This is a genomic window from Pseudomonas sp. SJZ103, assembly GCF_007828335.1.
Lineage (GTDB): Bacteria > Pseudomonadota > Gammaproteobacteria > Pseudomonadales > Pseudomonadaceae > Aquipseudomonas.
Genome location: NZ_VIUN01000013.1, coordinates 100,268 through 124,765, shown reverse-complemented (window position 1 = coordinate 124,765; position 24,498 = coordinate 100,268). Strand labels below are relative to the sequence as shown.

Genomic DNA, 24,498 nt, shown 5'->3' with positions numbered 1-24,498 from the left:
GAAACCTTCTTCGAGGAATGCTTGTCGTTATTTGCTGTATGGCAGGGATAGCGGCGGCGGATGAAAAGAACATCCTGGTCACCAGCGGTAGCGATCGGGCCACCCCGATCGCGGTAGTACCGTTTGGTTGGCAGGGCGGCAGCGTGCTGCCGGACGACATGGCTCAGATCGTCAGTGACGACCTGCGCAATTCCGGTTACTACGCACCGATTCCGAAAGGCAACATGATCAGCCAGCCGACCCAGGCCAGCGAAGTCATCTTCCGTGATTGGAAAGCGGTGGGCGCGCAGTACCTGATGGTCGGCAGCATCACGCCGGCCGGCGGTCGCCTGCAGATCCAGTACACCTTGTTCAACGTGGCCACCGAGCAGCAGGTCTTGACCGGCAGCGTATCGGGTACCGCCGAACAACTGCGCGACATGGCCCACTACATCTCGGACCAGTCGTTTGAAAAACTCACCGGCATCAAGGGGGCGTTCTCGACGCGTCTGCTTTATGTAACGGCCGAGCGTTTCTCCGTAGACAACACTCGCTACACCCTGCAGCGTTCGGACTACGACGGTGCGCGCGCTGTTACCTTGCTGCAATCGCGTGAACCAATCCTGTCGCCGCGCTTCGCGCCGGACGGCAAGCGTATTGCCTACGTGTCTTTCGAACAGAAGCGTCCGCGTATCTTCGTCCAGCACATCGATACTGGCCGTCGTGAGCAGATCACCAACTTCGAAGGCCTCAACGGTGCACCGGCCTGGTCGCCGGATGGTTCGCGCCTGGCATTCGTGCTGTCCAAAGACGGTAACCCGGACATCTACGTGATGAACATGGCTTCGCGCCAGATCAGCCGCGTGACCAGCGGTCCAGGCATCAACACCGAACCGTTCTGGGGTAAGGATGGTTCGACCATCTACTTCACCTCCGACCGCGGCGGCAAGCCGCAAATCTACAAAACGAGCGTTGGCGGTGGGGGCGCGGAACGCGTGACCTTTATCGGTAACTACAACGCCAATCCTAAGCTTTCAGCTGATGAAAAGACGTTGGTGATGATTCACCGTCAGGATGGTTTCACTAATTTCCGGGTTGCGGCCCAGGATTTGCAGCGTGGAACGGTAAAAATCCTCACAGATACCAACCTTGATGAGTCAGCCACTGTTGCGCCCAACGGCACCATGGTAATCTACGCCACCCGCCAGCAGGGCCGGGGAGTCTTGATGCTCGTGTCCATTAATGGACGCGTAAGGCTCCCGCTTCCTACCGCACAAGGCGAAGTCAGAGAACCGTCCTGGTCCCCTTACCTGAACTGACGCGGCGCTACAAAAAGAAGTACTTAACACACTGGGGTTCATTAGGAGTTTCACGATGGAAATGCTGAAGTTTGGTAAGTTTGCTGCTCTGGCTCTGGCTCTGTCCGTAGCCGTTGGTTGCTCGTCTAAAGGCGGCGACAATGCCGGTGAAGGCGCAGCTGTTGATCCAAACGCTGGTTACGGCGCTAACACTGGTGCAGTTGACGGCTCCCTGAGCGAAGAAGCTGCTCTGCGCGCTATCACCACTTTCTACTTCGAATACGACAGTTCGGACCTGAAACCAGAAGCCATGCGCGCTCTGGACGTTCACGCGAAGGACCTGAAAGCTAACGGCGCTCGCGTTGTTCTGGAAGGTAACACTGACGAACGTGGTACTCGTGAGTACAACATGGCACTGGGCGAGCGTCGTGCGAAAGCCGTTCAGCGCTACCTGGTACTGCAAGGTGTTGCTCCAGGCCAACTGGAACTGGTTTCCTACGGTAAAGAGCGTCCAGTTGCTACTGGCCACGACGAGCAGTCCTGGGCTCAAAACCGTCGCGTCGAACTGCGTAAGTAATTCGTCATGCGAACGTGCCGTCGTGCTCTAACTGTATTGGCTCTCAGCCTCGCTCCGCTTGCGGTGTGGGCTGCGGTTCCTGTGGAAGATAGCAACTCTGGCTATAACAATAGCGGGAGCAGCTATCCGCCAGCGGGTTATGGCACGAACGGCGCCTATGCTGGGGGGGCGGCTACGTCCGCTCCCTCGGCACAGGGCGAACTGTTCAACCAGCTGCAACGCATGCAGGATCAATTGGCGCAGCAACAAGGCACCATTGAAGTTCTGCAAAATGAGGTGCGTCAGCTGAAGCAAGAAGGCCTGGAGCGTTACCAGGATCTTGATCGACGTATAGGAGCCGGTGTTACACCTGCCGCTACTCCTGATAATTCTTCTGCCGGTGGCGCGCCCAGCGCGGCTATCGGTGGTGCTGCAGCAGGGGCCGCAGCTGCGAGCCAAGCCCCTGCCGCCGGCAGTGAACCGGGTGATCCGGCGAAGGAAAAGCTGTATTACGATGCAGCCTTCGACCTGATCAAGGCCAAGGATTTCGATAAGGCCAGCAAAGCCTTTACCGCTTTCCTGGGCCGCTACCCAAACAGCCAGTACGCGGGCAACGCCCAGTACTGGTTGGGCGAGGTGAACCTGGCAAAGGGTGATCTGCAGGGGGCGGGCCAGGCATTTGCCAAGGTCAGCCAGCTGTACCCCAAGCACGCCAAGGTGCCGGACTCGCTGTATAAGCTCGCTGACGTGGAGCGCCGCCTGGGTCATACCGATAAGGTCAAAGGCATTCTGCAGCAGGTCGTAGCCCAATATCCGGGTACCTCCGCTGCACAGTTGGCTCAACGGGATCTGCAACGCTTGTAAGCGATGCAGCCGTTTAGAAGAAACCCGCGCCTGGCGCGGGTTTTTTCGTTAGAATCCACGCCCTTTTATGACACACGCTTCCTGGTACCTGCGCGTTGGCGGGGTTCCTTGAAGTGCCTGACGGAGGCGGACAGCCTGTTTAGCTGTTACGCCCGTGGCGACTATGCAAGACACATTACGTATTACCGAAGTTTTTTACTCGTTACAGGGTGAAACGCGAACCGCTGGGCTGCCTACTGTCTTCGTGCGCCTCACCGGTTGCCCTTTGCGTTGCCAATACTGTGACAGCGCCTACGCCTTCAGTGGCGGTACCCTGCGCACCCTCGACGACATCCTGGAGCAGGTTGCCGGCTTCAAGCCTCGCTATGTCTGCGTGACCGGTGGCGAGCCCCTGGCCCAGCCCAATGCCATCCCATTGCTTAAGCAATTGTGTGATGCCGGTTATGAAGTGTCCCTGGAAACCAGCGGTGCCTTGGACATCTCCGCAGTCGACTCACGCGTCAGTCGCGTGGTCGACCTCAAGACCCCAGGTTCCAAGGAAGCTCATCGCAACCGCTACGAGAACATCGAGCTGCTGACGCCCAACGATCAGGTCAAGTTCGTCATCTGTTCCCGTGAGGACTACGACTGGGCCAACTCCAAGTTGATCCAATACGGTCTCGACCGTCGAGCCGGCGAAGTGCTGTTTTCCCCAAGCCACCACGACCTGAACGCGCGCGACCTGGCGGACTGGGTGGTGGCGGACAACCTGCCGGTACGCTTGCAATTGCAGTTGCACAAGTACCTGTGGAACGACGAGCCGGGTCGCTGAGAGGTCGCACAAACGACCGCAATTGCGGCCCCAACGCGTTATTTCAGATTTTTTAAAATAAGGTGTTGAATAATCCTTAGAAATCAGTATTATACGCGCCACCACACAGCGGGTCGTTAGCTCAGTTGGTAGAGCAGTTGGCTTTTAACCAATTGGTCGTAGGTTCGAATCCCACACGACCCACCATTTTTGGCGGTTTAGAAAATCCGGAAGGCCCACGCAAGTGAGGATTTCCGGGTTTTTTTTTGCCTGTGATTTGGGCCTGACAGGTGCGCAATGCACCCGGCAATGCCAGCATTTGGCCAAGGCACCTGTTGACTCTTTTGTTACGAGCACGCCCTATTCTGAACGCTCAACTTTCAGGATGCGGTGATGATGAGTAAGGCGCGGAGCGTAAACCCTCCAGCGAGGGAAGAGTCAATGTGCTATTACCGTTTTTATCGCTTGCCCTGTGTCGGGCTGGTTGGGTTTAATCAAGGCTGTTCAACTCAAGACAGGGATCGTCATGACTACGCTTTCGCCTATCAGCTCCGTCAATACACTGGGTATTCGGCCCACCGAACCTTCGGTCAGCCTTGCGCAGAGCACCTCTACCGCCGTTGCACGACCCTCTTCGGTCGTCAGTCTGGGCAATGTGATGTCTGATACGCTTGCCGATACCTACTCGCGTCGCGGCCAATTGCGCGGCCAGGAGGTCGTGCGAGCGTGGGAGAGCGACAGCCAGGACGCCCTCAGCAAGGCGATCAATACCAATTTCAATTCATTGTCGACAGCCAATCGCTTCAATGGCCTGGGCGCCGGCCTTGTGGAGCTGTTCGCCAAGAACGGTACGAACATTTCTCAGTCTGTGCTCTACGCGAGCGCCGACCGCGCGCAAAATGCTGGTGAGATCAAAGTCGACCAGACGCTGCTGCGCAACAGCGCCGACAACCTGGTCAGCCTCAGTATCAAGACCGCCAGCGGCAAGACCGTCACCTTCAGCCTGGCCAGCCAGAGCGACGGCCTGGGCGTGCAGGCAACCGTGGAAGGGGGCAGCCTGACCGACGACGAACTCAAGGCCGTCGGCAAACTGGGCAGCGCCTTCCAATCAGCGATCGATGGCCTTACCGCAACGCCGCCTAAACTTGATCTGGGTAACCTGACCAAGTTTGACCCCAAGGTACTGGCCTCGGTTGACCTCAACGCTAAAGTGAAAACGCTGGACGGTCAGAACCAGACTCTGGCCTTCCACGCCGACGCTCAGCGCCGAACCACGCGCATGAGTGGTCCGGACGGCGAAGTGAACCTGGCGGTAGACCTGAAAAACGCTGCGATCCTGGGTAACGCCCAGCAGCAGGCCAAGGCGCTGAAAAGCTACCTGGCCCAGTTTGACCGGGCGCAGGAGCGTGGCAATGCCAAGGCGGACCTGATGACGATGTTCAAGGACGCGTTCAGTGCCATGAACAGCAACTACCCGCAAGGTGTCAGCCTTCCTGAGGCGCTGACCCGCAACCCGACGGACCAAGGCTTGCTGACCGGCCTGGCGGACTTCAAGGCCTCCATCAAGCAAACCAGCGAATCCTCCAACCCGATGCGCCCCTCTGAAATCGACAGTTTTGCCTACAACGTGTCGCAGAAGACCCGTGTCAGTGGCAGCAGCGCATTGGACCGCAGCGTGACTCAGGACCAGCAGTCGAGGCTTTCGGCCAGTTATCACAAGGGCCTTGATGGCAGTAAAACCCCGGAACTGACTCGCGATGAAAACTCGCAAAACTACCTCTATGTGCAGGTTGAGGACAACGCGAGCAGTTCGGCCAACCTCGCCTATAAGGATGGCCTGCTGACCAACGCCTCTGTTTCGCAAGAGGCCAGCCAGTCCACCCGCACGCAGAAATACGTGCTGGGCAAGTTAGTCGACGAGACCTTTGTGCCCAAGCAAGCCTCGGTCCAGCGCGACTATTTGGTGCTGCTGGAGTACGCGGCGACGCAAAGCAAGAAGTCCAAGGACGCGCTGCAAGAGTCGACCTTGAAGGACGCCCTGGCGAACATGCATGAATCGGTGATGTTGCAGGAAGATCCCTCTGCACTGACACGCTGACGGCCGTCGTAAAAACGGGAAACCCCAATGGCGGGGTTTCCCGTTTTTTTTGCCCGCCAGACGCACTCGCGAAAGTCAGATTAGGCTTTTGAATCCATTCGATATTCTGTAGCCTTGCGCAGCTTCACCTTTACCCGTGCTTGATGAACACAATCACTTCGTCCGGCGGCGCCCGAAGGGCTCCAGAGCCGGTGGTACACTCGACTTTCGCGCAACTGCGCCTGCAGGTCTTGCGAACATGACGCACATTTCCGAACGCCTACTGGTTCAAGCCCACCTCGACGCCAAGCAGCCCAAGGCCCTCAGCGCCGAGGAAGAGGCGAGCCTGCGTGCCGCCATCGCCGCCGAGCTCAAGGCTCAGGACGCGGTGCTGGTTGCCCATTTCTACTGCGATCCGGTGATCCAGGCCCTGGCCGAAGAAACCGGTGGCTGTGTCTCCGACTCCCTGGAAATGGCCCGCTTCGGCGCAGCCCATCCGGCCAAGACCGTATTGGTCGCCGGTGTACGTTTCATGGGCGAGACCGCCAAAATCCTCACCCCCGAAAAACGCATCCTCATGCCGACCCTGGAAGCCACCTGCTCCCTGGACCTGGGTTGTCCGGTGGATGAGTTTTCAGCGTTCTGCGACCAGCATCCCGAGCGCACCGTGGTGGTGTATGCCAACACCTCGGCGGCGGTCAAGGCCCGGGCCGATTGGGTGGTGACCTCCAGCTGCGCGCTGGAAATCGTCGAAAGCCTGATGGACAACGGCGAGACCATCATCTGGGGCCCGGACAAGCACCTGGGTACCTACATCCAGCGCCAGACTGGTGCCGACATGTTGCTGTGGGACGGTGCGTGCATCGTCCACGAGGAGTTCAAGTCCAAGCAGTTGGAGGACATGAAGGCGCTGTACCCGGACGCAGCGATCCTGGTGCACCCGGAATCGCCGACCTCGGTGATCGAACTGGCCGACGCGGTGGGCTCCACCAGCCAGTTGATTGCGGCGGCACAGCGTCTGCCGAACAAGACCTTCATCGTGGCGACCGATCGCGGCATCTTCTACAAGATGCAGCAGCTGTGCCCGGACAAGGTCTTCGTCGAAGCGCCCACAGCCGGCAACGGCGCCGCGTGCCGCAGTTGCGCACACTGCCCGTGGATGGCGATGAATACGCTGGAGCGCACGCTGCAGTGCCTGCGTGAAGGCAGTAACGAGATATTCGTCGAGCCTTCGGTGATTCCTCACGCCGTGCGACCGCTCAAGCGCATGCTGGATTTCACCCAGGCTGCGCGCCTGAGGCTGGCCGGTAACGCTTGAACGGAGGCGAACTCGGTTAAAAATGTGGGAGGGGGTAAGCCCCCTCCCACATTTTGATCTCGTTCAGGCAGTGGGTTATTTCTTTTGCTTCGGAATCCGCACCAACTGCGTGTCCGAATAGATGTCATGCCAGCTGCGTTTCTGCTTGTCGAACAACGACCAGACAAACCCCAGCCCCACGCACAACCACGATGCAATCGACACCACAAAGCGCAACAGCGCCTGCCACAGGCTGATTCGCGAGCCGTCGGCGTTTTGCACGCGTACGCCCCAGACCTGCATGCCCAGGGTTTGCCCGGAATGGGTCCAGAACTTGGCAAAGAAACCAAACAGCACAAAGAACAGAATCGTCGACAGCAGCGGGTCACCGTCCAGCGCGCCGGATTCGGTGAGGGTGCGCATCTTGGCTTCGCCCACGAACGCGATCCACACCAGCTTGTAGATAAACGCGGTGACGATCAGCAGGGCAGTGCACAACAGGAAGTCATAGAACATCGCTGCCAGGCGACGGCCCAGGCCAACGGCGGGGAACTCGCCTTGGGGACTCAGCAAGGGTTTGGGCATGGCAGGGCTCTCTGAGGAAAAAATCCATTTTACGGAATAGCGCCCATAAAAAAGCCCCTGATGTCATCTCAGGGGCTTTTTGTTGCAGAAAGGATCAGGCTTCTGCTTGTACTTCGTCAGCCTGCATGCCTTTCTGGCCTTGCACCGCAACGAAGGTGACCTTCTGGCCTTCCTTCAGGCTTTTGAAGCCGTTGCCTTGAATAGCGCGGAAATGCACGAACAGATCCGGACCGCTTTCTGGAGTGATAAAACCAAACCCTTTCTCGTCGTTAAACCACTTGACGGTACCGCTCTGACGATCAGCCATTTTCTTATTTCCTTGACGCTAAAAATTAATGACAGCCCCTTTCGCATGAAAGAGTACTGGGCTGGGTTGCAGGAAAGTAAGAGACGTCGAACGGGTTGTAGCACAACTACTTCAGCTACTGCCCAGGTCCAGGTTCCAAGCGACCCATGCAAACACAGTGGGCAAACTCTACGCCAACTAATGGAGAAAAAACAAGCCCTGCCAAAAGCCCAGCGTTTACTCGGCCACAGGGCACTTCGCTGAATAATGGGAGGCTTGCTTATTCGATAGAATGGGTCACTTGTTATAGGTTAATTCCTATAATAATGCCTATCGTTGCTGCACTATTTTATGGCGGTTGCGTTACAGATTAGTGCACGTTAATGCAACCGCGTTACTTATAGGAACAGTCAATCAGCCACGATAGTAACGTTGCGGCACAAATGGCATTTTGCTTACACGAAGTGGCACTTTTTTCCCACGCACCAACGCAGAGACCTCGGTGTCCAGTGCGATGAATGCACTGTCCAGATAACCCATGGCCAGTGGGCCACCCAGGCTCGGGCCAAAGCCACCGCTGCACACGCTGCCGATCACGGTGCCGTGTTCATCGACTATCTCTGCGCCTTCACGTACAGGCGTGCGCTCCTGGGGCAGCAGACCCACGCGCTTGCGGCTCACACCGGTTTGCTGCTGGGTGAAGATGCGGTCGGCACCCGGGAAGCCACCGGCGCGCGCACCGTCGGTGCGACGGGCCTTGGAGATCGCCCACAACAGGCTGGCTTCGATCGGGGTGGTCTCGGTGTTCATGTCGTGGCCGTACAGGCACAGGCCGGCTTCCAGGCGCAGCGAGTCACGGGCGCCCAGGCCGATGGCCTGCACTTCGTCCTCGGCCAGCAGGCTGCGCGCCAGGCTTTCGGCGTTGGCGGCGGGCACGGAGATTTCAAAGCCGTCTTCACCGGTGTAGCCGGAGCGGCTGACGTAGCAGTCCACGCCCAGCAGGCGCAGTGAGGCGAACTGCATGAAAGTCATCCGGGTGACTTCCGGTGCCAGGCGCGCCAGCACCTTAACCGCGGCCGGGCCTTGCAGGGCGAGCAGGGCGCGCTCTTCGAACAGCGGCTCGATGCTGCACTGGTCGCCGAGATGCTGGCGCAGGTGCGCCAGGTCCTGGTCCTTGCAGGCGGCGTTGACCACCAGGAACAGTTCGTCGTTACCCAGGTTCGCCACCATCAGGTCGTCGAGGATGCCGCCTTGGTCATTGGTGAACATCGCGTAGCGCTGCATGCCGACCGGCAGGTCGATGATGTCGACCGGTACCAGGGTTTCCAGAGCCTTGGCGGCGTTGGCGCCGGTGAGGCGGATCTGGCCCATGTGGGACACGTCGAACAACCCGGCCTGTTCACGGGTGTGCAGGTGTTCCTTCATCACGCCCAGTGGGTATTGCACCGGCATGTCGTAGCCGGCGAAGGGCACCATGCGTGCACCCAACTCGAGGTGCAGGGCGTGCAATGGGGTTTTCAACAGGGTTTCGGTGGACATATTCAGCTCCTGAAAAACGTGCTGGCGCGCCTTTAGGCGTCAGCACTCGATAATGTTGACCGCTAAACCGCCACGGGCGGTTTCCTTGTATTTGCTTTTCATGTCGGCGCCGGTCTGGCGCATGGTGCGGATAACCTTGTCCAGCGAGACGAAGTGTTGCCCATCGCCACGCAAGGCCATGCGCACCGCATTGATGGCCTTCACCGAGCCCATGGCATTGCGCTCGATGCAAGGCACCTGCACCAGCCCGCCAATCGGGTCACAGGTCAGGCCGAGGTTGTGTTCCATGCCGATCTCGGCGGCGTTTTCCACCTGGGAAACCGTACCGCCCAATACTTCGCACAACGCGCCAGCGGCCATGGAACAGGCCACGCCGACTTCACCCTGGCAACCAACTTCGGCCCCGGAGATCGAGGCGTTTTCCTTGTAGAGAATGCCGATGGCGGCGGCGGTGAGCAGGAAGCGCACCACGCCGTCTTCGTTCGCGCCGGGGATAAAGCGCATGTAGTAATGCAGCACCGCCGGCACAATCCCGGCCGCGCCGTTGGTGGGCGCCGTGACCACGCGCCCGCCGTTGGCGTTTTCTTCGTTCACGGCCAGGGCGTACAGGTTGACCCAATCGAGTACCGACAGCGGGTCGCGCAGGGCCGACTCCGGGTTCTTGCACAACTGGCGATGCAAGGCGGCAGCGCGACGCTTGACCTTCAAGCCGCCGGGCAAGATGCCTTCGTTGCGACAGCCGGCTGCCACGCAGTCCTGCATCACTTGCCAGATCTTCAGCAGGCCGGCGCGGGTTTCCGCTTCCGGGCGCCAGGCACTTTCATTGGTCAGCATCACTTGGCTGATGGACAGCCCATAGGTAGTGCAATGGCCAAGCAAGTCCTTGGCATGCTTGAACGGGAACGTCAGTGGAGTGGCATCTTCGACGATCCGGTCGGCGCCGGCAGCGTCTTCATCCACCACAAAACCGCCGCCCACCGAGTAGTACTCGCGGCTGCGGATCTGGATACCCGCCGCATCAAAGGCACGAAAAATCATGCCGTTGGGATGATAGGCGAGGGGTTTGCGAATCATCGCCAGGTGTTCTTTCTCGTTGAACGCAATGCTGTGTTCGCCGAGCAGGTTCAAGCGACCGTCGCCGCGCATCTGCGCCAGGCGTGCGGCAACAGTTTCGGTGTTCACGGTGTCCGGGTGTTCGCCTTCCAGGCCCAGCAGCACGGCCTTGTCGCTGCCGTGGCCTTTACCGGTGGCGCCGAGGGAGCCATAGAGTTCCACCTTGATGCCGGTGGTGGCGCTCAGCAGGTTGTCACGCTTGAGGCCCTCGACGAACCGAGCGGCCGCACGCATGGGGCCGACGGTGTGGGAACTGGAGGGGCCGATGCCAATCTTGAACAGGTCGAACACGCTTAAAGACATGAGTTGTTCTCCGGTTTCTTGTTATGTATTGGGTGTACTCGGTCAATGTGGGAAGGGGCTTGCTTCCGATGGCAGTGTGTCAGTCAACAGAGATGTTGAATGTAAAACCGCCATCGGGAGCAAGCCCCTCCCACATTTGATTGAGTTCAGCCTCAGGTTACGCGTAGCTCTCGATTGAAGGGCATGCGCATACGAGATTGCGGTCACCAAACACATTGTCGACCCGGCCAACCGGCGGCCAGTACTTGCCTTCGATCAACGAGGCTACCGGGTACACCGCTTGTTCACGGCTGTAGGGGTGGCTCCATTCGCCCACCAGTTCCGCTGCGGTGTGCGGGGCGTTTTTCAGTGGGTTGTCGTCCTTGTCCAGGGTGCCGTTTTCCACCGCGCGGATTTCTTCGCGGATGGCGATCATCGCGTCGCAGAAGCGGTCCAGTTCTTCCTTGGATTCACTTTCGGTCGGCTCGATCATCAGCGTGCCGGCCACCGGGAACGACATGGTCGGTGCATGGAAACCAAAGTCGATCAGGCGCTTGGCCACGTCGTCCACGCTGATGCCGCTGCTGTCCTTCAGCGGGCGCAGGTCGAGGATGCATTCGTGCGCCACCAGGCCGTTGCTGCCGGTGTAGAGCACGGGGTAGTGCTCTTCGAGGCGACGGGAAATGTAGTTGGCATTCAGGATCGCCAATTGCGAAGCGCGCTTGAGGCCTGCGCCGCCCATCATGCTGATGTACATCCAGGTGATCGGCAGGATGCTCGCGCTGCCGAACGGTGCGGCACAGACCGCGCCTTCCTTGCGTTCCATGGCCGCATGGCCTGGCAGGAATGGCGTGAGGTGGGACTTGACGCCAATCGGGCCAACGCCCGGGCCGCCACCGCCGTGGGGGATGCAGAAGGTCTTGTGCAAATTCAGGTGGGACACGTCGCCGCCGAACTTGCCTGGGGCGCAGAGGCCGACCATTGCGTTCATGTTGGCGCCGTCGATGTACACCTGGCCGCCGTTGTCGTGAATGATGCCGCAGATTTCGCGGATACCTTCCTCGAACACGCCGTGGGTGGACGGGTAGGTAATCATCAGCGCGGCGAGGTGTTCGCGGTGCTCGATGGCCTTGGCGCGCAGGTCTTCGATGTCCACGTTGCCACGGGCATCGCAGGCCGTAACTACCACACGCATACCGGCCATGTTGGCAGTCGCCGGGTTGGTGCCGTGGGCCGACGACGGGATGAGGCAGATGTCGCGGCGTTCTTCACCACGGCTCTGGTGATAGGCACGGATCGCCAACAGGCCGGCGTACTCACCCTGGGAACCGGCGTTCGGCTGCAGCGAGATCGCGTCGTAACCGGTGGCCGCGCAGAGCATGGCTTCCAGGTCGGAGGTCAGTTGCAGGTAGCCGGTACTTTGCTCGGCCGGGGCGAACGGGTGCAGGGCACCGAATTCGGCCCAGGTCACTGGGATCATTTCGCTGGCGGCGTTGAGCTTCATGGTGCACGAGCCCAGCGGGATCATGGTGCGGTCCAGGGCCAGGTCTTTGTCCGCCAGCTTGCGCAGGTAGCGCATCAGCTCGGTTTCGGAGTGATAACGGTTGAACACCGGGTGGCTGAGGATCGGCGACTCGCGCAGCAATGCGGCGGGCAGGCGGCTGTCCACCTCGGCGTTGAAGTCCGGCAGGGCTTTGCCAGCGGCGAAGATCGCCCACAGGGTTTCGATATCGGCTTGGGTGGTGGTTTCGTCCACCGACAGGCCAACCCGCTCGGCGTCCACCACACGCAGGTTGATGCGCTGGGCGCGGGCCTTGTCGTGCAGTGCGGCAGTGTCGGCACCGGTGTGCAGGGTCAGGGTGTCGAAGAAATGTTCCTGCTCGACCTTCAGGCCCAGCGCGGTCAAGCCCTTGGCGAGGATCGCGGTCAGGTGGTGAATACGGTTGGCGATCTGGGTCAGGCCCTTGGGCCCGTGGTACACGGCATACATGCTGGCGATGTTGGCGAGCAGTACTTGGGCGGTGCAGATGTTGCTGGTGGCTTTCTCGCGGCGGATATGCTGCTCGCGGGTCTGCATGGCCAGGCGCAGGGCCGGCTTGCCGAAGCGGTCTACCGACACACCGACCAGACGCCCCGGCATGTCGCGCTTGAACGCATCCTTGGTGGAGAAGTACGCCGCGTGCGGGCCACCGAAGCCCAGCGGCACGCCGAAGCGTTGCGCGCTGCCGATGGCCACGTCGGCGCCGAACTCACCCGGTGGGGCCAGCAGGGTCAGGGCCAGCAGGTCCGCAGCCACGGCTACCAGGGCATTGGCGGCGTGGAAACGCTCGGTCAGTGCGCGGTAGTCGAACACGTCACCGTTGCTGGCCGGGTACTGCAGCAGCGCGCCGAAGAACGGGCTGACGTCGGTCAGTTCGCGCTCATCGCCCACGACCACGTCAATGCCCAGCGGCTCGGCACGGGTGCGCAGTACGTCGAGGGTTTGCGGGTGACTGTGGATAGAGGCGAAGAAGGCGTTGCTGCCCTTGTTCTTGCTCAGGCGCTTGCAGAAGGTCATGGCTTCGGCGGCGGCGGTGGCTTCATCGAGCAGCGAGGCGTTGGCGATCGGCAGGCCGGTGAGGTCGCTGATCAGGGTCTGGAAGTTCAGCAGCGCTTCCAGGCGACCCTGGGAAATTTCTGGCTGGTACGGGGTGTAGGCGGTGTACCAGGCCGGGTTTTCCAGGAGGTTGCGCAGGATCGGCGACGGCGTATGGCAGTTGTAGTAGCCCTGGCCGATGTAGGTCTTGAACAGTTGGTTCTGGCTGGCGATGGCCTTGATCTTGGCCAGGGCCTCGGCTTCGCTCAGGCCATCTTCCAGGCCGAGCACACTGGTGCCCTTGATGCTTTCCGGGATCACGCTGGCGCTCAGGGCCTCCAGGGAATCGAAGCCCAGGCTGGCGAGCATCTGCTGCTCATCTTCCTGGCGCGGGCCGATGTGGCGGGCGATGAATTCGTTGGCGGTGCTCAGGTTGATCGTCATGGCGCGCTCCTCAGGCTTCAGCGTTGGCTTTGATCAGGCGGTCGTACGCGTCCTGATCCAACAGTTTAGCTACCGCATCGGCATCGGCCGGTTTAAAGCGGAAGAACCAGCCTTCGCCCATCGGGTCTTCGTTGACCAGTTCCGGGCTGCCATCGAGCTTGTCGTTCACTTCCAGCACTTCACCGTCCAACGGCATGTACACGCCGCTGGCGGCCTTGACCGATTCTACGGTGGATGCTTCAGCGCCCTTGTCGTAGGCCTGCAACTCCGGCAGTTGCACGAAAACCACATCACCCAGCGCGTTCTGTGCGAAAGCGGTGATACCCACGGTGACGCTGCCGTCAGCTTCGGCGCGCAGCCATTCGTGATCTTCAGTGAAACGCAACTCGCTCATGGAAACTCCTCAGGGCCAGAATCGTCTGGTGGGCGGGATTGGAAATAATGGAGAGTTGCTTAGCAATATCGCGGCCAATGTCATTAACTCTTTATTAATCAATGGCTTGGTAAAAGCGGTTATAACGATAGCGCATTTGTGTGTAGCGATTTCGCTACACTCCGGCCGTCGAAAAAAAGCCTATGCGGATCAAAGCCTTGCATGGCGCGTAAAAAACAAGGTTGTAGCGATATCGTTCCACTGTAGCGCTTTCAGTACGGATGGACGTCGCTTTTGCGATTTATCTACCGTCTGGGAGGCCGGCCCGCGTTTTACCGTGCGCGCACTTCGTCATCAGGATGCGCCGCATGAGTACTTCAAACCTTATTCCCCCGGAGATTTCCCAGGCCCGGACATCTCGCGACTATTTATCCAACGTCTTCGCCCGGCGCCTGGGCCTGGCCCAAGTGGCCCGGGAAATGATCCAGGAATGGATCGGACAGTGGTTTGCCGGTTCCGGCCTGCAGGCCGCTAACAGCTGGATCGGTGTGATCCAGCCAACCTTGGCCGGCCGCCGCCACATTCCGCTTATTACCTTGAGCGACGCACTGATCAAGCGCTGCATGAAGGGTGACGCGCTGAACTACACGCCAGGCCATCATGTGCTGTTGGTGCAGTCTGCATCGCAGGTGTTTCAACCGGCGAGCGGCGCCCTCACCGTGGACGATATCGAGTGGATGCTCAACACCCTGGCGCCCGATGTGCTGGCGGGTTTTGCCGAGCGCTTGGTGCAATACTGGAACGCGCGCGTGTCGGACGGTTCGGCCGACAGCCGTTGGCACGCGGTCAGCAGCCAGTTACGTGCATGCCTGCTCACGGCGCGGCAGAACCCGCCATTGACGCCGGAGCAGGCGCGGCTGCTGCTGGGGCTGGGCGATGAGCAGGTACAGCAGCTTTGGGGGTATCGGGCGGATCGAGAGGCCTTGGGTGATGCCGATGCGCTGCATATCTATCAAGTCTATGCGGCCCAGGCCGGGGACCCGGGCGAATGGCTGCCGCTGTTGATCTTGCAGCGTCGGGTCGTGGGGCAACAGGTCACCCTCGTCTATATCCCGGTGATGAACCTGGTGCAGCTCGAATCCCTGGACGCCTTGGGTGACCTGCTGCCGCGCTATATGAGCCACTACCGGCCAGGGGCGCCGCTGCAATGGGTACTGCGCGAGCCCGAGGGCGATGTGTTCGATGCGTTGGCCCAGGCCTTGCTCGAACGACAACTTCGCGATGTACGGCGGGTTGACTGGTCGGCACTGCCCGATATCGGCAGCTATGAACAGCTGTTTATCACGCTCACCTCGCCACTGGCCTGGTTCGACCCGGATTACCTCGAGCAGCCTCACGAAGAACAATTGCCGGTCTGGTTGCAGCGGGCCAGCAGCGCGGATCGCCTGGCTTACGGTCAGTGGCTGGAGCGCCTGGCGCGCCTGCAACGCAGCACCGGCGGTGCAATGTTCCTCGATGGCCTTGAGCCAATCGATGTGTACGCGCGCAAGGCGTTGCAACGGCAAATGCGCCTGGATCATCCAACGCAAGCCCCCATCAACCCGGACGACTACCTCCTGACCTTCGAGCGCACCCAGGGTGGCACGGTTGGCTGGACGCAACGACCCACCCGGACGTTGACCCACTGGTCGCTGGAAAACCCCTTCGCCACCGCCTATGCCAGTGTGCACATCAGCCACCAGGCCACGCCAGGTAACGTGCCGCGCTGGGTCACGCCGGCCTATCTCAAGGGACTGATCGAGCGGGTGGACGTGGGCAAGTATTATCCGTCGTTGCTGGAGCACGCACTGATCGCCGACCCGATGCAGTCTGCACGGCGGCGCCGGTTGTTTGTCGATCAGATGGCGCTGCAACTGCCGATGCGCGCCCTTGAAAACAGCCTTCGCCAGCGCAACGGTTTCACCCGGGCAGGCGCTCGGGTGGTGCAAGCGATGCTGCGGGAAGATCCGCGTCAGCGCGTGGTCGACGATGAGGTGATTGTCGCCCGGCCCCTGGCGTTCCTGGCCCATGCAGGCGGGCTGGCCCATCAAGCGCACAACCTGTTTGTCATCGGTCCCCGCGACAACAGCACGTTGCCGCATCTTCTCTATCGGCCGGATCAAACCGACGCGGTGCTGCAACAGTTCCCCAGCCGCCAGGCGTTGCTCGACGAGATCGCAACGGTGGGCGGCGATCTTCAACGCGTGGTGCTGCAGCGTTTACCGGAGAACAGCCGCGCTCTGTTTGCCAACGGCGGTTTTCTTCGTCCTCATGTCCAGCGTGTGCTGCAGGGCGATGAGTTCGACGTGCTGCCCGCATCGAGCCCGGCGTTGTTGAGTGACGAACCGGTGCATGGCGAGTTCCTTGAGAGCGTCTTCGATGAAAACGCCAGAGACCTGTGGCAGCGCGCCGTCAAACAGTCGGTCTCCAACGAGGCGCTGCGTTGGACCCTGTTCAAGAATGATCTGTGGCAAGTGTTCAATGCGCTTTTGCCGATGGTCAGGGGGCCGGTGGCGGTGGCGGGCTGGTTGTCCCAAACCTTCAGGACGTTCCGCACGGTGCTGGCGCTGCCGGTCGAGACCAGCCGCGAAGATTCCGCCAATGCCTTCGCCGAGTTGATCGGCAGCGTGGCCGGCCTGCTGATGAGCCCTGTGGTCACGCTGGATCAACGATTACGCCTGAACCCTGGCAGTGCCCAGGCCCGTGACGCGATCCCGGTCAGCCACACGCGCCACTCGGCGTCGACGTTTGCCTGGCAGCGTTCATTCGCCGACGTCACGGCAATGGATTTTTCCTGGGCCAACTCAAGGTCCAGGCTTACGACCCAGCAGCGTGCCCAGCTCGAGACTTTCCAATGGTCACCCAGGCAGGGCGAGCGCTGGCCCGACTCGCCGACGCTGGCCTCGGCGGCGAGCCCGGTGCGCGGTAGTCTGCTGGTACAGGGCGACAGTGGCGCGGCCCGTCAGGAGCCTTACACGTTGATAGACAGCAAAGTGTATGGCCTGAGCGCGGTCAAGGATGGCTGGCGGGTCGTCGATCTGCGGCAACCCCAGCGTCTCGGTCCGTGGCTGGGCAAGGATGCCCATGGGGTCTGGAAAGTCGACCTGGGCCTGCGCCTGGTTGGCGGGCAGCCAAAGAGCACGGTGGCCCAGCGGCGTGCCCACATCGAGCAGCAAAAGCTTGAGCTTGAGCGCGAGTACAGCGCGGCAAGCAACGAATTGCAGAGCCTCGAGCGTGTCGTGACCGCGGCCGAAGACCTGTGTGAGAAGGCGCACCTGACCTCCGAGGCAGCCTTCACCGAGCAGCACCGGCGCGATGCCAGGGCGCGCTACCTGCGCGAATTGGAAAAAAAGACCGATGCGCAACAGAAAAAACTCAATGTGCTTATGCGCAGAAACGCCAACAAGCCCCTGGACGGCTTTGAACGGGAACAGTGCCTGCAGTTGGAAGATATCGTGCTGAACCTGCGCCGGCAGATGTTCGTGCTGAACCTGCGCCGGCAGATGTTCGTGCTGACCTTCAGTCGCCGCGAGGAGCAGTTTTCCGAAGCGCATCTCGCGCAACTGTCGGGGCAGGACGCGACCGCGGCCCAGGCGGTTATCGGAACCTTGACCGAAGAGAGCCGCAGGATCGGCGAGTTTCACGACAAGATGGTCAACCTGAGCTTCTGGGAGCGGGTCAATTACGAGCGGTTGCTCAGCATTCCTGCCTACAAGTCATACACCGGTGAGTTGCAACCGTCCTCGTACGGGCAGCCATTGGGCTGGCGGACCGTGCAGTTGCAGGTGCTCAAGGAGCAGCTGTGGCGCCGGCGGCCCCTGCCTGAAGAGCAGGACGACTTCAGTCGGATCGACGCGGCCATGGATGAGGCGATCCAGTCGGCCCAGTCCCAGAAAACCATCGATGAGCCAGGCGTGCTGAGTGTGCAGCAGCGTATCGAGGGCACCCGGGCGGTGCTGCACGAATACGCCAAAACCCTGGCGCTCCTGGATGAATACCGTTCCGCCGCGCCGGAATTGATCCATGGGGATGTCGAGGTGCCGGTGGAAGCCACGATCCTCAGCCTGGAACAGGAGTCGAGAATCGCCCTGGCGAAGCTGCTGCGTGAGCACGAGCGCAACCCTCGGCCCGGCCGGGTACGCCCCCTTGAAGCCGATCAACGGCTGATCCGCGATTCGAAGAAGCGCTATCAATTGGGGCGGGTTCGCGCCCGCACGCCGGAATCGACCGAAGACATCGTTGATGTCATCAACCCGATTGACCAGGCCGTGGTGGTGAGCCTGCATCAGCAGCCGGGCTCGGATGCGTTCGAAGCGATCACACCGGCTGGCGCCGTGGTGCCGCGGCCGACGCGCTCCCTGGAAAACCTCAAGGCCGACGCGCGCCGCTTGTTGGCCAGAGCACCGCTGGTGCTGCAGCAGACCCGCGACGAAGCGCGCAGTGCCAAGCTGCCGGCCAGCGTCGAGGCCCGGTTGACGCGGCAGTCCGAGGGCATCAAGGCGGTTGCCGAAAAGATTCGCAAGGCGCTGCCGTCAACGCCGGATACCGCGGCCCAGGCGCTGCTCGCTGAATTGGAACAGGCCGCCAGCCACTCTCTGGAGCAGGGTCGAGCGTTGCGCATCGAGATGATCAAGCGCTTGCCGCCCGATGAGGATGGGATTGCCTGGCTCCTGGCCCGGGACCAGGTGCAGATACTGCGCATCGAGGGGCGTATTGCGCTCAAGCGGGTGGATGATTTCCTGCAGGAGTATGTGGTCAAGGACAGGCAGGGCAAGGTCCTGGCTTATGCGCACTTTCATTATTCATCGCCCACGGACCCCGATTTACCCTACAACGCCGGCCATCTGAAAAGGCCGGAGCAGCGCTTCATGAGTTTTCGCAGCCTGCTCGACAAAACCGACAGTGAGGCCATCGCGATCTACTATTCGCGCATCAGCCCGCCCATGGCCGCGCAGCTGTTTTTCAGCGCTGCCGGCGTTATCAAGCATCGTGGCCGGCGTGCGTTCTGGTGATGCAGGCGCTCAGGGTTTTCCGGGAATGCCGTACTTGCGCAAGCGGTGAGCGATGGCGGTGTGTGAGGTTTGCAGGCGGCTGGCCAACTGCCGGGTCGAGGGGTAACTGACGTAGAGCTTCTCCAGCAGGCTGCGCTCGAAGTCCTCGACGGCCTGTTCCAGGCTATCGACTTCGCCGTCGTTCTGGCGGGCCACGGAGGTGCCGGCGATGTCCAGGTCACCGATGTCCACCAGGCTGCTTTCGCAGATGGCGGCGGCGCGGAAGATCACGTTCTGCAGCTGGCGCACATTGCCCGGCCAACGGTTACCCAACAGCGCCGGATAGGTGCCGGGCGCCAGGCGGCACACCGGGCGCTGGATCTGCGCACAGGCCTGCTGCATGAAGTAGCGGGCCAGCAGCAGGATGTCCTGGCCGCGTTCACGCAGGGGCGGTACTTCGACGTTGAGCACGTTGAGGCGATAGAACAGGTCTTCGCGGAAGGTGCCTTCGCTGACCATTTTTTCCAGGTCGCGGTGGGTGGCGCTGAGGATGCGCACGTTGACCTTCACTTCGCGGTCGCCGCCCACCCGGCGGAAGCTGCCGTCGTTGAGAAAACGCAGCAGCTTGGCTTGCAAATAGGGCGACATTTCGCCGATTTCATCGAGAAATACCGTGCCCTGGTTGGCCAGCTCCATCAGCCCTGGCTTGCCGCCGCGTTGGGCGCCGGTAAAGGCGCCGGGGGCGTAACCGAACAATTCACTCTCGGCGAGATTCTCCGGCAGCGCCGCGCAGTTCAACGCCAAAAACGGCGCACTGTGGCGTGCGCTGATGGCGTGGCAGGCCCGCGCCACCAACTCCTTGCCGGTGCCGGTTTCGCCCTGGATCAACAGCGGAGCATCGAGTGCGGCCACCCGTTGTGCGCGTGCCTTGAGCGTGCGGATCACCGGGGACTCGCCCAGCAGCGCATCAAAGCCTTCGGCATGATCATGGTGCAGCGCCGACAGTTGTTCGCCGATGCGGTTGGGTTGGTACAGGGTGAGCAGGGCGCCGGCATCGGTGATCGGCGTGGCGTCCAGCAAGAGGGTCTGGCCGTTGACGCTGATCTCGCGCAGGGGCAGGCGAAAGCCCTGTTCCAGCAAGGTGTCCAGTAATGCCGGGTCATTGAACAGCTCGGCGATGCTTTCCCCCGCCGGCTCGCGCCCGTACAGCGCAATCATTGCCGGGTTGGCCAGCAGGATCTTGCCCGCACTGTCCAGGGCCAGCACCGGGTCGGTCATGGCCGCCAGCAGGGCGTCGAGTTGCAGGTGGCGGCGTTGGCCGGGAAGGATATCCACTACCGTTACGGCTTGTACGCCGTGCACGCTGAACAGCGCGTCGCGCAGCTCTTCGAGCACCTCGGCGCTGAGCGTCGGGGCGTCGATGTAGACGTTGGGCGGCACCATTTCCACCGCATCCAGGTTGAGATTGCGCCCACCAAGCAAGGCCAGGACTTCCTGGGTAATGCCGACGCGGTCGATGAAGCTGACATGGATACGCATGGGGCGCTAACAATTCTGGGGAGCGAGAGGCGGCAAGTATGCCTGACAGGCGATAGAGATCAAAAAATGTGAGAGGGGGCTTGCCCCCTCCCACAGTTGGAGCAGAGTTTTGTCAGTTATTCCAGGTGTTCGGGTTTGACCGGATCGCCCGATTTCACATCCAGCTGATGCCGCACATCCTCGAACATCTGGTCGTACTGCTTGTGCATCGAACCATTGAGCACGGCCGTCTTCGGCATCCCATACTTCTGCGCGATGTTCATCGCATGCCGGGCGAAGTCGAATGCCTGGTCCTTGGGCAAGAAGAACTCCTCCTTGAGGTCCTTGCCCTGCACCGAGCCGTGCAGCTTGAACAGCATGCCCTTGCCTTCCTTTGGATCCTGGCTGACTTCGTAATCGATGCACAGGTTGTAGCTGTAGTCGTCCTTGTTAAGGGCGTGACGTTCGACGTGCAGGTGACCGGGTTCAAAGGTGGCCATAGGGGTATCTCCTCTACTTCACAGATAGGTGATGCCAGGTGTTGCCGTGCTGATGCGCGTGCCGGCGCTGCCCTGGACGATGGCTTCGATGTCGGAGAGTGAACCGATCACCGCGGTTTTGCCAGTCTGGCGGGCGAACTCGCAGGCGGCTTGCACCTTGGGCCCCATGGAGCCGGCGGCGAAGCCGAGTTTTTCCATGTCGTCGGGGTGGGCCTGGCCGATGGCTTTTTGCGTCGGCTTGCCGAAGTCGATAAACGCGGCGTTGACGTCGGTGGCTATCACCAGCAAATCGGCGTCCAGTTGCGAGGCCAGCAACGAGGAGCACAGGTCTTTGTCGATCACGGCTTCGATGCCCTTGAGCTTGCCGTCTTCACCGTACATGGTCGGGATACCGCCACCACCGGCGCAGATCACGATGGCGTTTTTTTCCAGCAGCCACTTGATCGGGCGAATCTCAAAGATGCGTTTGGGCCGCGGGCTGGCCACGACGCGGCGATATTTGTCGCCATCCGGGGCGATGGCCCAGCCTTTCTCGGCGGCGAGTTTTTCCGCTTCGGCCTTGGAGTACACCGGGCCGATGGGCTTGGTCGGGTTCTGGAAGGCCGGGTCCTTGGCGTCCACTTCCACCTGGGTGAGCAGGGTAGCGAATGGCACTTCGAAGTCCAGCAGGTTGCCCAGTTCCTGTTCGATGATGTAGCCGATCATGCCTTCGGTCTCGGCACCCAGCACGTCCAGCGGGTACGGCGAAACGCTGGTGTAGGCGGCCGCCTGCAACGACAGCAGGCCGACCTGCGGGCCATTGCCGTGGGCGATGACCAGCTCGTTGCCGGCATGGATCTTGGCGATCTGTTCGGTGGCGATACGGATATTGGCGCGTTGGTTGTCTGCGGTCATGGGTTCACCACGGCGCAGGAGGGCGTTGCCGCCCAGAGCTACGACGATGCGCATAATGCAATCCTTCTATGGGTGTGAACACAGAGGCCAATGTGGGAGGGGGCTTGCTCCCGATAGCGGTATGTCAGGCAACTTATCTGTAGCTGATCCGCCGCCATCGGGGGCAAGTCGAATCGTCGCACCGCCCCTCCCACACTTGACCCGTGTAGCCTTTAGATATCCGCGAGTGCCGACACCAGGATCGCCTTGATGGTGTGCATGCGGTTTTCCGCTTGCTCAAAAGCGATGTTGGCCGGCGACTCGAAGACTTCCTCGGTCACTTCCACCCCATTGGCCAGGTTCGGATAACGTGCGGCGATGTCCTTGCCGACCTTGGTTTCGCTGTTGTGGAACGCCGGCAGGCAGTGCATGAATTTCACCCGAGGGTTGCCCGAGGCTTTCATCATCTTGGCGTTGACCTGGTACGGCAGCAGTTGCTCGATGCGTTCGTCCCACGCTTCCACGGGCTCACCCATGGACACCCAGATATCGGTGTGGATGAAGTCCACGCCTTTGACGGCTTCTTTCGGGTCTTCGGTGATGGTGATGCGCGCGCCGCTTTCCTCGGCGAATGCCTGGCACTGTTTGATGAAGTCTTCGTGGGGCCACAGGGCTTTCGGCGCGCCGATGCGCACGTCCATGCCGAGCTTGGCGCCGATCATCAGCAGCGAGTTACCCATGTTGTAGCGCGCGTCACCCAGGTAGGCGTAGCTGATGTCATGCAGCGGCTTGTCGCTGTGCTCGCGCATGGTCAGGGTGTCGGCGATCATTTGGGTCGGGTGGAATTCGGCGGTGAGGCCGTTGAACACCGGCACGCCGGCGAACTTGGCCAGCTCTTCGACGATTTCCTGCTCGAAGCCACGGTACTCAATGGCGTCGAACATGCGGCCAAGGACGCGGGCGGTGTCTTTCATGCTTTCTTTGTGGCCGATCTGCGACGACACCGGGTCGATGTAGGTGACGTGGGCGCCCTGGTCGTGGGCTGCCACTTCGAAGGCGCAACGGGTGCGGGTCGAGGTTTTTTCGAAGATCAGCGCGATGTTCTTGCCTTGCAGGTGCGGACGCTCGGTGCCGGTGTATTTGGCGCGCTTGAGGTCGCGGGACAGGTCCAGCAGGTAATTCAGTTCGCGGGTGGTGTGGTGCATCAGCGACAGTAGGCTGCGGTTGCGCATATTGAAAGCCATGATGGAATCTCCTTAATAGTCGATAGGGTCGCGGATGATCGGGCAGGTCATGCAGTGGCCGCCGCCACGGCCACGGCCGAGTTCACCGGCGCTGATGGTGATGACTTCCACGCCAGCCTTGCGCAACAGGGTGTTGGTGTAGGTGTTGCGGTCGTAGCCGATCACCACGCCAGGCTCCAAGGCCACCACGTTGTTGCCGTCGTCCCACTGCTCGCGTTCGGCGGCGAAGCTGTTGCCGCCGGTCTCGACCACGCGCAGGGCCTTGAGGTTGAGCGCAGCGGCCACGGTCTCGAGGAAGTTGGTTTTCTCCCGCTGAATGTCGATGCCGTGGGGCTTGCTGTCATCAGGGCGTAGGGTGAAGGGCACGATCTGGTTGACCACTTCGGGGAAGATGGTCACCAGGTCGCGGTCGCAGAAGCTGAACACGGTGTCCAGGTGCATCGCCGCGCGGGATTTCGGCAGGCCGGCAACGATCACCCGTTCCACGGCTTTGTTCTTGAACAGGTTGCGCGCCAGTTGGCCGATGGCCTGGTGGGACGAGCGCTCGCCCATGCCGATCAACACCACGCCATTGCCAATCGGCATGACGTCACCACCTTCGAGCGTGGCGGCACCGTGTTCCTGGTCGGGGTCGCCGTACCAGATCTGGAAGTCCGCGTTGGTGAACTCAGGGTGGAATTTGTAGATGGCGCTGGCCAGCAGGGTTTCCTGGCGTCGCGCCGGCCAGTACATCGGGTTGAGCGTCACACCGCCGTAGATCCAGCAGGTGGTGTCGCGGGTGAACTGGGTGTTGGGCAGCGGCGGCAGAATGAAACTGGCGTGGCCGAGGAAGTCGCGGAACATCTCGATGGTCTTGCCACCGAAGCTGCTCGGCAGGTCATCGGCCGACACGCCACCGATCAGGAACTCGGCGATCTTGCGCGGTTCGAGGCTGCGCAGCCAGGAGCCGACTTCCTCGACCAGGCCCAGGCCCACGGTGTTGGAGGTGATCTTGCGTTCCAGGATCCAGTCCAGGGCCTCGGGGTTCGCAACGATGTCGGTCAGCAGGTTGTGCATTTCCAGCACATCAATATCCCGCTCGCGCATCTTGGTCACGAAGTCGAAATGGTCGCGCTTGGCCTGGGCCACCCACAACACATCGTCGAACAGCAATTCATCGCAGTTGTTAGGGGTCAGCCGTTGGTGGGCCAAACCTGGGGAGCACACCATGACTTTGCGCAGTTTGCCGGCTTCGGAATGTACGCCGTACTTCACTTTTTCCGTGGTCATTACAGA

The 24,498-nt window shown here is 60.9% G+C and carries 18 protein-coding genes and 1 tRNA gene; 8 read left to right on the top strand and 11 right to left on the bottom strand.

Going from position 1 to position 24,498, the window contains the following annotated elements; genetic code table 11:
* The first annotated feature begins 17 nt into the window (after nt 1-17).
* From tolB to nadA, 7 genes are all read left to right on the top strand, one after another.
* The gene (gene tolB, locus FBY10_RS24225) at nt 18-1,298 is read left to right on the top strand and encodes a Tol-Pal system beta propeller repeat protein TolB (protein WP_043293513.1); all 1,281 of its coding nucleotides are present in this window, start codon (nt 18-20) and stop codon (nt 1,296-1,298) included.
* Nucleotides 1,299-1,353: 55 nt separating this feature from the next.
* The gene (gene pal, locus FBY10_RS24220; RefSeq protein ID WP_003209827.1) at nt 1,354-1,854 is read left to right on the top strand and encodes a peptidoglycan-associated lipoprotein Pal; all 501 of its coding nucleotides are present in this window, start codon (nt 1,354-1,356) and stop codon (nt 1,852-1,854) included.
* Nucleotides 1,855-1,860: 6 nt separating this feature from the next.
* Nucleotides 1,861-2,697, top strand: a complete 837-nt coding sequence (ybgF, locus tag FBY10_RS24215; RefSeq protein WP_131697890.1) for a tol-pal system protein YbgF — start codon at nt 1,861-1,863, stop codon at nt 2,695-2,697.
* Between the two features lie 163 nt (nt 2,698-2,860).
* Nucleotides 2,861-3,508: a 7-carboxy-7-deazaguanine synthase QueE gene (queE, locus tag FBY10_RS24210; protein WP_131697889.1), complete on the top strand. Its 648-nt coding sequence runs from the start codon at nt 2,861-2,863 to the stop codon at nt 3,506-3,508.
* Nucleotides 3,509-3,618: 110 nt separating this feature from the next.
* Nucleotides 3,619-3,694, top strand: a tRNA-Lys gene (locus FBY10_RS24205).
* 451 nt (nt 3,695-4,145) lie between these two features.
* A complete protein-coding gene (locus FBY10_RS24200) occupies nt 4,146-5,585 on the top strand; it encodes a lactate dehydrogenase (RefSeq protein ID WP_145337944.1) in 1,440 nt (479 codons plus the stop codon).
* Between the two features lie 238 nt (nt 5,586-5,823).
* A complete protein-coding gene (gene nadA / locus FBY10_RS24195) occupies nt 5,824-6,882 on the top strand; it encodes a quinolinate synthase NadA (protein ID WP_065925901.1) in 1,059 nt (352 codons plus the stop codon).
* 75 nt (nt 6,883-6,957) lie between these two features.
* On the opposite strand, the gene FBY10_RS24190 is transcribed toward nadA, so the two are convergent.
* The 6 genes from FBY10_RS24190 to gcvH form a co-directional block, all read right to left on the bottom strand.
* On the bottom strand, nt 6,958-7,446 hold the full coding sequence (locus FBY10_RS24190; RefSeq protein WP_131697888.1) for an RDD family protein: 489 nt from the start codon (nt 7,444-7,446) through the stop codon (nt 6,958-6,960).
* 94 nt (nt 7,447-7,540) lie between these two features.
* Nucleotides 7,541-7,753, bottom strand: a complete 213-nt coding sequence (locus tag FBY10_RS24185) for a cold-shock protein (RefSeq protein ID WP_002552288.1) — start codon at nt 7,751-7,753, stop codon at nt 7,541-7,543.
* 393 nt (nt 7,754-8,146) lie between these two features.
* Nucleotides 8,147-9,271, bottom strand: a complete 1,125-nt coding sequence (gcvT, locus tag FBY10_RS24180; protein WP_131697887.1) for a glycine cleavage system aminomethyltransferase GcvT — start codon at nt 9,269-9,271, stop codon at nt 8,147-8,149.
* Between the two features lie 39 nt (nt 9,272-9,310).
* Entirely contained in the window at nt 9,311-10,687 is a 1,377-nt protein-coding gene (locus FBY10_RS24175; protein ID WP_065947880.1) for an L-serine ammonia-lyase, read from the bottom strand.
* Between the two features lie 157 nt (nt 10,688-10,844).
* The gene (gene gcvP / locus FBY10_RS24170) at nt 10,845-13,685 is read right to left on the bottom strand and encodes an aminomethyl-transferring glycine dehydrogenase (RefSeq protein WP_145337867.1); all 2,841 of its coding nucleotides are present in this window, start codon (nt 13,683-13,685) and stop codon (nt 10,845-10,847) included.
* A 10-nt stretch (nt 13,686-13,695) separates the two neighbouring features.
* On the bottom strand, nt 13,696-14,079 hold the full coding sequence (gene gcvH / locus FBY10_RS24165; RefSeq protein WP_005790845.1) for a glycine cleavage system protein GcvH: 384 nt from the start codon (nt 14,077-14,079) through the stop codon (nt 13,696-13,698).
* Between the two features lie 347 nt (nt 14,080-14,426).
* Between gcvH and FBY10_RS24160 the strand changes: the two genes are divergently transcribed.
* Nucleotides 14,427-19,109 carry a hypothetical protein gene (locus FBY10_RS24160; RefSeq protein ID WP_145337868.1) on the top strand — a complete coding sequence of 1,561 codons (4,683 nt, stop codon included), beginning with the start codon at nt 14,427-14,429 and terminating at the stop codon, nt 19,107-19,109.
* A 9-nt stretch (nt 19,110-19,118) separates the two neighbouring features.
* On the opposite strand, the gene FBY10_RS24155 is transcribed toward FBY10_RS24160, so the two are convergent.
* From FBY10_RS24155 to arcA, 5 genes are all read right to left on the bottom strand, one after another.
* Nucleotides 19,119-20,627 (bottom strand): sigma-54-dependent transcriptional regulator, encoded by a 1,509-nt coding sequence (locus tag FBY10_RS24155; protein ID WP_131697884.1) that lies wholly within the window; start codon nt 20,625-20,627, stop codon nt 19,119-19,121.
* A gap of 116 nt (nt 20,628-20,743) precedes the next feature.
* A complete protein-coding gene (locus FBY10_RS24150) occupies nt 20,744-21,106 on the bottom strand; it encodes a DUF5064 family protein (protein WP_131697883.1) in 363 nt (120 codons plus the stop codon).
* Nucleotides 21,107-21,124: 18 nt separating this feature from the next.
* Entirely contained in the window at nt 21,125-22,054 is a 930-nt protein-coding gene (gene arcC / locus FBY10_RS24145; protein ID WP_131697882.1) for a carbamate kinase, read from the bottom strand.
* A gap of 158 nt (nt 22,055-22,212) precedes the next feature.
* On the bottom strand, nt 22,213-23,223 hold the full coding sequence (locus FBY10_RS24140; RefSeq protein WP_015885593.1) for an ornithine carbamoyltransferase: 1,011 nt from the start codon (nt 23,221-23,223) through the stop codon (nt 22,213-22,215).
* A 12-nt stretch (nt 23,224-23,235) separates the two neighbouring features.
* Nucleotides 23,236-24,492: an arginine deiminase gene (gene arcA / locus FBY10_RS24135; protein WP_145337869.1), complete on the bottom strand. Its 1,257-nt coding sequence runs from the start codon at nt 24,490-24,492 to the stop codon at nt 23,236-23,238.
* Nucleotides 24,493-24,498: the final 6 nt, after the last annotated feature.